The organism is Flaviaestuariibacter amylovorans, from assembly GCF_039541815.1.
Taxonomy (GTDB): Bacteria; Bacteroidota; Bacteroidia; order Chitinophagales; family Chitinophagaceae; genus Flavisolibacter; species Flavisolibacter amylovorans.
In genome coordinates this window covers 34,311-46,976 of record NZ_BAABGY010000014.1, presented here as the reverse complement: position 1 = coordinate 46,976, position 12,666 = coordinate 34,311, and the positions used below count along the sequence as shown (strand labels likewise).

The window sequence follows — 12,666 nt, the reverse complement described above, 5'->3', positions numbered from 1 at the left end:
TCAGAAAGGTTTAGGAGGGTTCAGGAAGGCTTAGAAGGGTTGGAGAAGAACGGGTTAAGAAAGCCGGCGCTGTGGCCGGCTCGAATTCGTTAGGAGGCGGGCGCCGGATGGGATTCTCCCATTACCCCATTCTCCTATCACCCCATTCTACTTCTGGAACATCAGCTCCTTTACCTTCTCCTTGTCTTCTTTTTCCTTGCTCAGGTCGAACATGGTGCCGAAGACGCGGTCCCAGATGGTGGTGCTCACCCCGTAGCCCTTGCCCTCGTCCTTGTAGTGATGAAGGTGGTGGTTTCTCCAGAGGGGCTTCATCCACTTGAAGGGCGGGTTCCAGGCATGGATGGCGTAGTGCATCGTGCCGTACATGAGGTAGCCGATCATGAAGCCCGGGAAGAACACGAAGGTGCTGTTGCCGAGGGCGAGGTGCTGCAGGCCGAAGATGGTAGAGGCCAGGATGAGGCTCGGTACCGGCGGCATGAAGAGGCGCTGCTTGTCGCGCGGGAAGTGGTGGTGGTTGCCGTGCATCACATACACGATGCGCTGGGCGCGTCCGCTTTCGGCGATGGCATGAAAGAGGAAGCGGTGGGCCAGGTATTCGAAGAGCGTCCAGAAGAAGGCGCCGCCGAGGAACAGCGCGGCCACGCGCGACAGCTCGAAGCCGAACTCACGGGAGGCATAGATCGGGAAGCCGATGATGACCGGGAGGTACATGCCCCAGATCACGAGCGGGTGCGCCTTGGTGAGCATTTCCAGCACCGGGTTGCGGAAGAGCTGGGCCTGCCCCTTGTTATGGATCTTTTCGAATTTCATACTACACGGTGTTTCAGGGGGTCAAATTTAGGATTTTGAACGTTGCGGGCGGCGCTTTCTGGCCGGGCAAAGCGCCTTTGCCGTTGAGCAGGCATTTTTTTAACGTTTGGCTTCCGCCCCGGCCCCCGGCCCCCTGTCCCCCGGAGGGGGAACTTAGGCTGGGGCTGTTCTATGGGTAGCTGTTACTCCGAAAGCAGATAAATGCTCCATATTCAATGCTCAATGTTCAATTTTCAAAGGGTGCTGCTTGAGCATTGTACATTGAATATTGAAAATTCTGAAGTAGAAAGCCCCGACGGAGTCGGGGCTCTCGTATAAAAGTGCTCTGAGAAAAGGTCCAAGTAAGAAAAGTAGGTCCCACTTTAGTTCCCCCTTCGGGGGACAGGGGGCCGGGACAGAGGGCTGCTTTCCATGGCCGCCAGCAGGTACACGAGCGCGGCGGTGCCGTCCATCGTGGGCTCGTTGGTACTGTAGTCGCCGAAATCATCGTGGTAAACGCCCTGTGGGCTCTGGAACGGCGCATACGCATCTTCCTTGCTGAGGCGCAGTCCTTTCAGGCTGTTGAAGATGGAGGCATACACGGGGCCGTCCACGAGCCCGCCATCGATGGGATAGCGGTTGAGGTGCGTGAAGGCCGAGTGGGGGTCGGTGGGCGTATCGCCGCCTGCCGGCAGCCCGTATACCATGGAGGTGCCCCAGGGATTGCAGCCGAAGAGCCAGTCGAAGGCGGCGGCCTCCAGCTGCTCAAACTGCCGGTCGCCGGAGAGCGTGCGGTACCAGTAGCACTGGATGGCAAAGGCAGTAGTGAGGTTGTTGCTGCACCAGATGGCGGGCACGCCGCGGTAGAAGGCATTTCCCCGGGCCTTGTCCCACACCCGCCGGATGCCTTCGCGGTAATGGCCGATGAGCGCGCGGCGCTTCTCGCCGTAGGTAACGTCGAGGGCGCGCACGGCCGGCAGCGCCAGTGCGCGGGCAAGCTCGTAGTGCCCGGGGTTGACGAAGGGATACCACTGGTAATGCCGGGCCGTGTCGGCGCCCAGCCAGGGTGTTACGGGCTCCACGGCGGCGGAGCGGAGGGCAGCGTCGAGGTATTCCTTGTAATAGGCTTTGCCCATCAGCATATGGGCAACGGCGGCGGAGGCGAGCTCCTCGTCGTCGGCCCAGTTGTCTTCCTCGTAGAAATACGGGGCCCGGCCCGGGGCCGTCTGCGCCGCGCCGCGCTTCTTCCGGCTGTATAGCTCGGCGGAGAAGGCCTTCTCCCAAAGACGGATCCCGTAGTCGCGGTCGCGGTCGCGGAACAGCAGGTTGCCGAGGGCGAAGGCGCTGGCGAACTTGGCCGCGGTTGACGATACGCCCGTTGCGCGGTTCCGGTATTGAAAAAGGCCTTGCGGCTCGCCGGTGAGGAAGTAGACGGGCCGCTCGTAGCCCCGCCCGTAGAAGGAGTCTTCTTTCGGGATGCGGAAGCCGCGGTGGTCGCGGTCGTCGGCCACCTGGTGGTACATGCGCCCGGCGTCGGGATGCAGCTTGCGCAGCCAGTCGAGACCCCACCGCGCCTCGTCGAGCACGTCGGCATAGCCGTTGGCGCCGTCGAGGCCACGGGCGTTCTTCGTATCCGTGAACACCGCCGGGAAGTCGCGCGCCGCCATCAGCAGGTGGTAGGTGGCGTTGGCCGAGGTGGTGGCGTACTGCAGGTAGTCGGAGGCGTCGTGCCAACCGCCCACCGCGTCTACACGGCCCTCGCCGTTGGGGTCGTATACGGTGTAGCCGTCGTGGGTATGGCAGCTGTCGTTCAGGAAGGGGTTGAAGCCACAGCGCTGTTGGCGCAGGTAGCGCAGGCAAAAGTCGGCGGTGCCGGCGTACACATCGCCGCCGATGCGGAATTCGGGCGAGCGGACGCCGCCGCCCTCGAGGTAATAGCGGCCCGGCTTCGCGGCGTTGGAGAAGTCGAGGCGCTGCGCCTGCGCAAAGGGGCCCCAGGCACCGAAGGCGCGCGAGGCGCGGGCGCTGAGCACGGTCTTCTTCGTGGCCGCGTCCACGAGGCGGAAGCTTTTGACGGAGTCCGCGTTTTTGCTGCACCATACGGCCACCTTCGGCGCGGCGGGCTTATAGCCCAATTGGTTGACGCGGATCCAGGACGACTGGGCGCCCGCGCCCGCGGCGGCAAGCAGGAGCACGAAGAGGAGGTTGATCTTTTGGCGCATAAGGGTAAGCTCGGGGATGACCGGAAACTTCGCTAAAGCTACACCCCCCAGCACCCGAACCACTCCAAACCTTTCTGAACCCTCCTGAACCCTCCTGAACCTTTCTGAACCCCCTAAACCCCCTGAACCCCCTAAACCTTCTAAACCCTCTAAACCCCCTAAACCTATCTTTGGCGCATGAAGCTCGTTTCTTACCTCAAAGACGATAGCGACCAGCTCGGCGTACTGGTCGACGGCTATGTATATGACATGGAGACCCTGCACCCCGATCTGCCCGGCACCATGAGCCTCTTCCTGCAATACTGGGAAGAAGTGCTGCCGGTGGCGCAGGCCGGCGTGGAGATGATCGAGGAAGGCCGCATCGGCCAGGGACGCGGCCAGAAAGTGGAAGACCTGCAGCTGCTCGCCCCCGTGCCCTACCCCACCTCCTGCCGCGATGGCTATGCCTTCCGTCAGCATGTGGCCGCCGCCCGCCGCAACCGCAAGGTCGACATGATCCCCGAATTCGACCAGTACCCGATCTTTTACATGACCAACCACCTCGCGGTGTATGGCCCCGGCCCGGTGCGCTGCATGCCCGACCACTTCGAGAAGCTCGACTTCGAGCTCGAGGCGGCCATCGTGATCTGCAAGCGCGGGCGCAACATCCGCGCGGAGGACGCCGACGAATACATCGGCGGCCTCATGATCATGAACGACCTCTCGGCGCGCCGCCTGCAGATGGAAGAAATGCTCCTCAACCTCGGCCCCGCCAAGGGCAAGGACTTCGCTACCACCATCGGGCCCTGGCTCGTGACGCTCGACGAGCTCGCCGCCTTCGAAACCGCCGCCAAGGAAGGCCACGTGGGAAAGAACTGGAACCTCAAAATGACCTGCAGCGTCAACGGCGTGCGCGTGAGCGAAGGCAACCTCGGGGATATGGACTGGACCTTCGCCGAGCTCGTGGAGCGCGCCTCCTATGGCGTGGACCTGTACCCGGGCGATGTGATCGGCTCCGGCACGGTGGGCACCGGCTGCTTCCTGGAGCTCAACGGCACCGGAAAGCTCAACGACCCGGCCTACCCCGAGCAGTGGCTGCAGCCCGGCGACGAGGTGCTGATGACCATCGACGGCCTCGGCAACCTGCACAACACAATGCAGGCTGAAGCCACCGACTGGAGCATCCTCAAGCAAAAGAAGGGAACGGGAGCATGACGCTTTCGCACAAACGAATAAAGGCGCCCTACAGGCGCCTTTATTCGTTTGCGGAGCCGGTGTTGCAAATACAGGGGCAAATGACTAGCTTCGGAAGACAAAGCCGGATCCCGCGAAAACAAAAAGCTGACCGCCGAACGATGCCCCTGTCTTCATCCTTCGCTCATCAAAACCAAAACATATGAGAAAACAGTACTTAAAACGCCTTGTTATGCCCTTATGCGCCGCCGTGCTGCTGGCGCTTCCCGGCGCTGCCCAGACGGGGGGCAACCTGGACTCCTCCTTCATGCCGAATATCAGCGGCGGCGGACCCCTCGGAGCCGTGAAAGCCCTTCCCGGCGGCAAAGTGCTGGTGGGCGGCAGCTTGATTGCCGGCGGCGTGGGCGCGCCGGTGGAAGGCGTTACCCGCCTCAACGCGGACGGCTCCCCCGATCCGGGCTGGAACGGGGGCAGTTGGGGCGGCTTTTCCAGCGCCTACCCCACCGGCGTACAGCACCTGCTGCTGCTGCCCGGCGGCAAGCATATCGCTGCCGGCACGGGCAACAACGCGTTCTTCCTGATCCAATCGGATGCAACCGGAGCGTACGACTTCGCTAATTTTAACGTCCGCTTTTTCGAATCGGGTACCCTGCTCACCATCGACCGCCAGAGCACCGGGCAAGTCCTGGTGGGTGGCCTGGTGCAGCCCGGTACCATTTTCGAGAAAGGCCTCGGGGCGATGAGCAGCAATGGTACGCAGATTAATTTGCTAACCGGAGCCGGCATTTCGCTCGAAGCCACTTTCCGCGGGCACGTGGTCGCCCCCTCGCCCGCAAGCGTCACGGCCATTGCCGTACAGCCCGATAACAAGATTATCGTGGCGGGTAACTTCACCCACTTCGGCGGGATGGAGACCGGCAACATCATCCGCCTCAACGCCGACGGCACGTTCGACAACACCTTCGACGCGGGCTTTGGCTCCTTCGACACGGCGGCGGGCCATTTCGTAGCGGTGCACGACCTGGCCCCCGCGCCCGGCGGCGGTGTATACGCAGCCACTTCGCTGCCGTCGATCAGCACCAACGCCAACCGCATCGTGCGCCTGACGGCTACCGGGGCACATGATCCCGGTTTCGTTAACTTCTTCGTATTCGGCGGCGACGTGCGCAGCATCGACGTGAACATGGCCGGCCAGGTGCTCGTAGGTGGCCCCTTCGTGGTGGCGGGCTCCCCGTCGGCGGCCGGCATCGCCCTGCTGGAGCCCAACGGCCTGGTGAACCCTGAGTTCCGCGGCGGCATGGGATCGGGCTTTGCCGCACCCGGCTTCGCCGGCATTTCCAGCGTCGACTTTACGCTGGATGGCGCCAAGGCACTCGCTGCGGGCAGCTTCTCTTTCTACAACGGCGCGGCGATTCAGAACCTCGCACGCATCCACGTGTCGTTGAATCCCTTCGTGCTGCCGAACAACGAGGTGGTGTGCAGCGGCACGGTGGTAAGCGCCGTATCGGTCGGTACGCCTCCCCCCGGTTATACCTATACCTGGACCAACTCCGATCCTTCCATCGGGCTGGCTGCTTCGGGCTCGAATATGGTGCCCTCCTTTACTGCCGTGAACAACGGCATGACGCCGGTGACAGCCGAGATCCGGCTGACGGCTACGGAGACTGCGACCGGCATGGCCAAAACCTACGTGTACCGGATCACGGTGAAACCGCTCCCGACCGTCAACGCGGTTTCCAACCAAAGCCTGTGTGTTGGCCAGACCGGCAGCGTATCGTTCAGCGGCTCGCTGAGCGGCACCACGTATAAATGGACCAACAGCAACACGGCCATCGGTCTCTCCGCCGTCGGCACCAACGATATCTCGTTTACGGCCATGAACCCGGCCAACACCGACCAGCTGGCCAACATCACGGTTACGCCGCTCAAGGACGCCTGCACGGGTGCGCCTGAAACCTTCTCCATCACCGTTTCCCCCACGGCCGGCTCCATTTCCTACGGTCAGTCGTCGTATTGCCAGGGCGGCTCTGCCTTCGTGCGCATGACCGCCTCCTCACGCGGCGGTATCTTCTCCGCTACGCCGGCAGGTCTCGTCATCGATGCCAACTCCGGGCAGGTGAGCCTTGCATCGTCCGCCGCCGGTACCTATACGGTGACGTATACGGTGAATGCCACTGCGCCCTGCACCGCTACGGCTACCACGCAGCTCACGGTGAAGCCGCAGGTGAGCGTGAACGCTGTGGGCAACGAGGACCTTTGCGTGGGTGTGCCCAGCAGCCCCATCGTATTTACGGGTAACGCTACCTCGTATACCTGGACGAACGACAACACCGGCATCGGCCTTGCGGCTTCGGGCACGGGCAACATCGGCTCGTTCACGCCCACGGGCGCCGGTATCGGCGTCATCTACGTAACGCCCCAGGGCGATGGCGCCAGCACCTGCCCGGGCAAGGCCAGGGTGTTCCGCCTGCGCGTGGACAACTGCACGGTTACCACCCCCGGCGACACCGGTGGCGACGCCGGCAACGCACGCGTCAACCTGCTGGCCGTGAGCCCCAACCCGGCCACGAACAGCACGATGGTACAGTACAACGGTACCGAGAGCGGGCCCTTCGTGCTCGAAGTGGTGAATGCCTTCGGCCAGCCGGCCCTGCGCCCGCTGCAACTGACCGGCAAGACCGCCCGCCTCGACCTTTCGGGCCTGATGCCCGGCGTGTACCAGCTCCGCCTCGTCAACACCCGCACCGGCACCGTGAGCCAGAAGCAGGTGATCAAGCTGTAACGATCGTTTTTGTACGACATACAAAGGCCTCCCTTGCGGGAGGCCTTTTTTGCTGCATAGTCCCGCCGCAAGCGGCTGGCATTCTTCAAAGAAGAACCAGGGTTTCTCGCGGAGGCGCAGAGGCGCAAAGACGCGGGACATTTTCTGCAGTTATGGAGCACCCACCTAGGGCGGCATTGTTCCGACGGCGGCGCGGCTTACATTACGCGGAGTAATTGCGACCTGTCGTCTTTGCCTCTGCGTGCTCCGCGCCTTGGCACCTCCGCGTGAGCCCCTCATAGTGCTTTCAGAACAGCAAGCCGCTTGCGGCGGCAAGTAAGGGGAAAATGTCGCCGTGCCGCCGTGCCTCTGTGCCGCCGTGTGAAACGACGAACCCGCCTCGGCGGGGACGGGTTTCTCCTCCTTCTCGTTGTGAAGCATCGGGGAGAGGCTTCTCCTTCCTTCCCCTTGAGAAGGGCCGGGGATGGGTCATCGAAAAGGGCGCCCCTCGCGGAACGCCCCCTTCTTTCCCTCAATGTAACCGTCTTAAATAACTTCCTTCTTGTGCATCCGGGCAGCGCCGCGGTTCTTCACCTTACCCAGGAAGGAGTCTTTTACTTTCAGCTCTTTTTCGGCGTTCACTTCCGCGCCGCCGACGCCGTCGTTATCGATGCTTACGCTTTGTGCCTGCAGGTCGCCGGCGCGCAGGGCACCGACCCCATCGTGGTGGAACACCGCGTTGGTGGCCTTCCCGCTCAGCACCACGTTGCCCACGCCGTCGTTGTCCACGTCGATGCGGTCGGCACTCAGCTTCAGGTCCACGTTACCCACGCTGTTGTTCTTCAGGTTGATGTCGTTGAAGGTGAGTTGGCCCTCGGTGCGCACGTTGCCCACCATGTTCAGCTCGAGGCGCTTCAGCTGGCGGAAGGTCACGTATACGGTCATGCGCGAACCTTTCTTCAGGTTGAGGCCGCCCTTTCTTTTCTTCATGTCGATCACGAGCTGCGACCCTTCGTTGCGCACCTCGAAGAGGGCCTGCAGGTTCTCGTCGGCCTCGATCTTTACCGATTCGGCGCTGCCCTGCGCGAGCTTCAGCTCGTACACGCCGCTGGCCTTCAGCGCGTCAAAGGATTTTACGGGTACGTCGGCGGTCACGGTCTTGCCGTTCCCGGTGATGGTTTCGTTGTCTTGCGCCGCTGCGCCGAGGCTGAGTACGGAAAGGGCCGTTGCTACCAGGATTCTCATCGTGATTGGTTTTTTATGGTGATTCAATTTATGACGAATTCCTTCGTAGAACGGCGGAGCGCCTCCCGTGTTACAGGAAACCGGCTTTTTTGGTACGGGCGGTGTTAAGGGGCGATGAAAGGCGACTTCGCCAAGGCTTCGTCGCCCGGAGAGCGTGAACCCGCGCCGAAGCCTTGGCAGAGGCGTGAGCAGAAGAACTCGGTAAGATTATAGATCGGCGGAAGTAAGCACTCCGCGTAATGGGGGACCCTTCGGCGAGCTCAGGATAACAAAGCTTCCCTTCGTTCGCAATGGCCTTCAGTCTTTGCAATGACTTTTGCTCTATGAACGATTTCTTACCAATATACCAGTAAACAAATAAACCAATAAACCCCTCCTAGTTGCGCTTCACCGCCGGGGCCGCGCCTACGTTGCGCACCTTGCCCATGAAGGAATCCTGGTATACGAGCTGCTTGCCGGCGTTGACGACCACGCTGCCCATGCCTTTGTTGGCGACATACAAGGTGTCGATCACGAATTCAGAAGCCTTGATGGCGCCCATGCCCTCGTGGCGGATGGCGGCTTCGGTGGCGCGGCCCTTCAGCGTTACGGAGCCCATGGCCTCGTTGAGCAGGTCGAGGCGGTCGGCCGTGAGGTCGAGCTCGATCGATCCCATGCTGCTGTTACGGATCCGGAGCTCTTTGAATTTGAGGGTGCCTTCGCTCCGTACGCGGCCCATCGTGCTGAACTTCATGGAAGTGAGGTCGCGGAAAGTGAGGTGCACCGTAAGCTTCTTGTAGCCACGCAGGTTGACCCCCTTGGTACCCTCCTGCATCCATACGCGGAGGGTGCCGTCGCTCACTTCGGCTTTCACCAGGTCCTGGAGGTTGTCGTCGGCCTCCACGGCCACCGCTTCCTTATCGCCCTGGGCCATCACTACGGCGATCATACTGCCCACTTCGAGCTTCGTAAACCCGGTTACCGGCAGCTCGCGCACGACCACATTGCCGCTGCCTTTGATGCCTTCGTTTTTCTGGGCGAGGAGCGGGGCGGCAAACAGGAGGCAGAGAAACAGGGAAAGTAGTTTTTTCATGGGGGTTGTTTTTGGTACGCTGAAGATACCGAACCGGGTGGAGATTCGGGCAGGTGGCGGCTTGCCCGCACGCGGAGAAGCCCTTTCTTTGCGCCATGATCTTCGACCTCAAGGACCTGAAGGCCTCCGAGAAGCAGTACTACCTGCAGCACCTCGTGGCGCCGCGCCCCATCTGCTTTGCCTCCACCGTAGATGCGGAGGGCAACGCCAACCTGAGTCCCTTTTCCTTCTTCAACCTCTTCTCCGCGCAGCCGCCCGTAGTGGTGTTTTCGCCCGCGCGCCGCGTGCGCGACAACACCATCAAGCACACACTCGAGAACGTGCTGGCCGTGCCCGAGGTGGTGATCAACGTCGTGACCTACGACATCGTGCAGCAATCCTCCCTTTCGAGCTGCGAGTACCCGAAGGGCACCGACGAGTTCCTGAAGGCCGGCTTCACGAAGGAGGCGGCTTCGGTGGTGCGCCCGCCGATGGTGAAGGAGGCAAAGGCGAAGATGGAGTGCCGCGTGCTGGAGGTGAAGTCGCTCGGCGAGGAGGGCGGCGCGGGGCAGCTCGTGATCTGCGAGGTGCTGGTGGTGCACATCGACGACGCCCTGCTGGACGCCGAGAAAAAGATCGACCAGCGCAAGCTCGACCTGGTGGCGCGCCTCGGCGGCGACTGGTACACCCGCGTAACGCCCGAGAGCCTCTTCACGGTGCCGAAGCCCAACACGAAGCTCGGGATCGGCATCGACGCGCTGCCCGAAAGCGTGCGCGGCAGCCGCTACCTCACGGGCAATCACCTCGGCGCCCTCGCTAACGTGCACGAGCCGCCGGTGCTGGAGCCGGGCTTCGACGACGACCACCTGAAGCAGATCGTGCAATACTACTCGCTCAACCCCGCCGACATGGAGCGCGAGGTGCACACCTACGCCGCGAAGCTGCTGGATGCGGGCAAGGTGCACGAGGCCTGGCAGGTGCTGTTAACAATGGGGTAATGGGAGAATGGGGTAATGGGGTAATGTGCTGATGGGGTAATGAGAGACGGGTTCAGAGCGGTTTAGGAGGGTTCGGGAAGGTTATGGGATAAACAAACAGTAAAAGGTTGTTCCCATGCAACGGCCTTTTTCGTTGGGCAGTAATATTACTGTAGGAGAGAAGCAGGGCAGAAGGCAATCGTATTTCTATCTTAAAGCAGCACGCAGACCGCATTGCCTGGATGTGCCTGGATCAGAAAAGTTTATTGAGCAGCGATGCATCTGCGCCAATCGTATCAATCATAATAATCTGCGTGCTTTCTCTCTGCGTCGCCTGAAGGCTACATCCACTTCCGCTCCTCCGATTCCACTTGATACAGCGCATGATCCACCACGGCCTGTGCTTCCCCGAGCGGCAGCCAGAGCAGCCGGATGGGGCCCGCGGCGGTGTGCAGCGTCACCGAGGCGAGGTCGTGGCTGCGCTGGTAGGGGCTCTGGTGCAGCGATACCGACTGCACCTTGTACCATTTAAGCAGCGTGAAGGATTCGCCGAGTGTGCCGCCGCGGAGCAGCAGTGCCTCGTTGTGCAGCCATGCCCGGAACTTGCGCCGCCGCAACGTGGCCATCGCCCAGATGAAAGGCGGCCAGAGTACGAACGCCAGCGCATTGGCCCCGAGCCACCACCAGAGCAGCGGCGCCAGCACGAGCAGGGGCAGTACGCCTACGATCAGCAGGCGCCGGGCCACATAAGACGGGTGGATATGCAACGGTATGCCGGCTTCGGTAGCGGGTACCTGGTGATAGGCCGCTGCAAAGGGTGCTACCTGCGCGGGGCTCGTAAGGGGTACTTCCGTTTTTTGCTTTTGCTTCAGCTCCGTTTCGCCCACTGCGCCGAGCTCCAGGATCCAGAGGCCGAAGAGGCGCCGCAGCCAGCTCGCGCGCCAGTGCAGGTACTGGATCTTCTCGAAGCCCACGAGGCGCTGCCTCCGGTCGAGGAGGCCATGGCGCAGGGCGAAGCCGCGGTCGTTCTGCACGGCCTCGTAGCCGTAGAAGCGCAAGATGACCCGCGCCGTGGATACGATGAAGGTGACGACGAGCACCATCACGGCAAGGCCGATCATGGCCGCCATGCCGGCCATCACGAGTGCTTCCTCGCCGGGCAGGATCCGCGTGGCGATGGGCCGCAGGTCGTCGTACAGGCTCCACGAGAAGGTGAGGAGCAGCACGAAGGCCTCGAGGTGGTTGGCCGTGAGGCTGAGGCGGAGCAGGTCGGTGCCGGAGAGGCGCAGCACGGTGGTAGCGGGCGGTGGTGGAGGAGCCGCATCCGTGTCGGCGGATTCTGTAGAAATACGGTCTTGGAGCAGTGTGGCGCGCAGGGCTTCGGCCATCGGGCGCCGCAGGGCGTCGATGGTGGCTTCGGTGTTGGCGGTGCCGGCCGTGTCGATGGTGACCTTCACGATGCCGAGGATGCGGTGGAGGAGGCTTTCCTCGATCTGTACGGCCTGGATGTTGGCGAGCGGGATGGAGAGCGCCACCTTCTTCAGCCAGCCTTTACGGATGTGGAGCTCGCCGTTGGCGATGTAGAAGCGAAAGAGCCAGAGGCTGAGCCCGCTGAGCACGAGGAGGAGCACCAGGATGCCCAGCACGATGAAGAGCGCTACCTGTCCGCGCGCCGCGGCGCCCTCGGGTTTTTCGGGTGCGTTGAAGAGGCGCAGCAGCAGCACGGGCCAGATAAAGCGCACAAGAAAGCCGATCACCTTGATGAAGGTGAGCACGAAGCCGGCGGGCGGCTGCCGCTGGGGCTTAGTCCAGTCGATGGGCGCTGCTGTCGGTTCCATGGATTCGCTGAAGGAGGTGTTGCTGCAGGCGCTCGGCTTCGTTGAGCGGGAGGCCCGGGATGCGGATGTCGGCGCCGTCGGCGCCGGCGGTGTAGAGGCGCAGCGTGGCGAGCCCGTACTGGCGGTCGAGGGGGCCGCGGCTCAGGCTGCAGTTCTGGATGCGCACTACGGGGCATACCTGCAGGCGGCGAAAGAGCCAGCCGGCGCGAAAGGCCACGTCGTGCTCGCGCACCGCGTAGCCGGCCCAGGGCCACCCGAGCTCGATCGTGAGGTAATAAAAGACAAGCAAGAGGGCAAGCCCGCCGCCGGTGGCGCCGTAGGCCGCGGTGCCGCGCCATTCGGGCACCCAGTAAAACAGGAGGGCGGCGAGCCCGAACCCGAAGAGCGCCGTGAGGCGCCACTGCAGGCGCAGCAGGCGGCGGTAGGCGGGCGCGAGCGGCTGCAGCTCCAGGTCGGCCGTCTGCGGCAGCTCCGAGGGATCGATGGCCAGGTTCGAAAAGGGCATGACCAAATATAGACCGAAGTGTTCCTACAGCATCGCGCATTCGTTGATAAGAATGTGCTAATGGGTTAATATGCTAATGTGCTAATGAGGAATGAGGTTGAAGGA

Annotated in this window: 9 protein-coding genes; 3 read left to right on the top strand and 6 right to left on the bottom strand. The window is 62.4% G+C overall.

The annotated features are described in order from the left end of the window. Positions 1–147 precede the first annotated feature (147 nt). Positions 148–810, bottom strand: coding sequence for a sterol desaturase family protein (locus ABD937_RS18955; RefSeq protein ID WP_345257443.1), 663 nt, complete (start codon positions 808–810; stop codon positions 148–150). Positions 811–1,172: 362 nt separating this feature from the next. Then, on the bottom strand, positions 1,173–3,011 hold the full coding sequence (locus ABD937_RS18950; RefSeq protein WP_345257442.1) for a glycoside hydrolase family 9 protein: 1,839 nt from the start codon (positions 3,009–3,011) through the stop codon (positions 1,173–1,175). Positions 3,012–3,188: 177 nt separating this feature from the next. Between ABD937_RS18950 and ABD937_RS18945 the strand changes: the two genes are divergently transcribed. Both ABD937_RS18945 and ABD937_RS18940 read left to right on the top strand, forming a co-directional pair. Beyond that, positions 3,189–4,205, top strand: a complete 1,017-nt coding sequence (locus tag ABD937_RS18945) for a fumarylacetoacetate hydrolase family protein (RefSeq protein ID WP_345257441.1) — start codon at positions 3,189–3,191, stop codon at positions 4,203–4,205. A 211-nt stretch (positions 4,206–4,416) separates the two neighbouring features. Further along, on the top strand, positions 4,417–6,966 hold the full coding sequence (locus ABD937_RS18940; protein ID WP_345257440.1) for a T9SS type A sorting domain-containing protein: 2,550 nt from the start codon (positions 4,417–4,419) through the stop codon (positions 6,964–6,966). A 525-nt stretch (positions 6,967–7,491) separates the two neighbouring features. On the opposite strand, the gene ABD937_RS18935 is transcribed toward ABD937_RS18940, so the two are convergent. Together ABD937_RS18935 and ABD937_RS18930 are read right to left on the bottom strand one after the other, a co-directional pair. Next, positions 7,492–8,190: a head GIN domain-containing protein gene (locus ABD937_RS18935; protein WP_345257439.1), complete on the bottom strand. Its 699-nt coding sequence runs from the start codon at positions 8,188–8,190 to the stop codon at positions 7,492–7,494. A 376-nt stretch (positions 8,191–8,566) separates the two neighbouring features. Further along, the gene (locus ABD937_RS18930; RefSeq protein WP_345257438.1) at positions 8,567–9,262 is read right to left on the bottom strand and encodes a GIN domain-containing protein; all 696 of its coding nucleotides are present in this window, start codon (positions 9,260–9,262) and stop codon (positions 8,567–8,569) included. Positions 9,263–9,357: 95 nt separating this feature from the next. Between ABD937_RS18930 and ABD937_RS18925 the strand changes: the two genes are divergently transcribed. Continuing rightward, entirely contained in the window at positions 9,358–10,239 is an 882-nt protein-coding gene (locus tag ABD937_RS18925; RefSeq protein WP_345257437.1) for a flavin reductase family protein, read from the top strand. A gap of 320 nt (positions 10,240–10,559) precedes the next feature. On the opposite strand, the gene ABD937_RS18920 is transcribed toward ABD937_RS18925, so the two are convergent. Continuing rightward, entirely contained in the window at positions 10,560–12,056 is a 1,497-nt protein-coding gene (locus ABD937_RS18920; RefSeq protein ID WP_345257436.1) for a PH domain-containing protein, read from the bottom strand. Next, a complete protein-coding gene (locus ABD937_RS18915; protein WP_345257435.1) occupies positions 12,022–12,561 on the bottom strand; it encodes a PH domain-containing protein in 540 nt (179 codons plus the stop codon). Before ABD937_RS18915 ends, ABD937_RS18920 begins: the two co-directional genes overlap by 35 nt. Positions 12,562–12,666 lie beyond the last annotated feature (105 nt).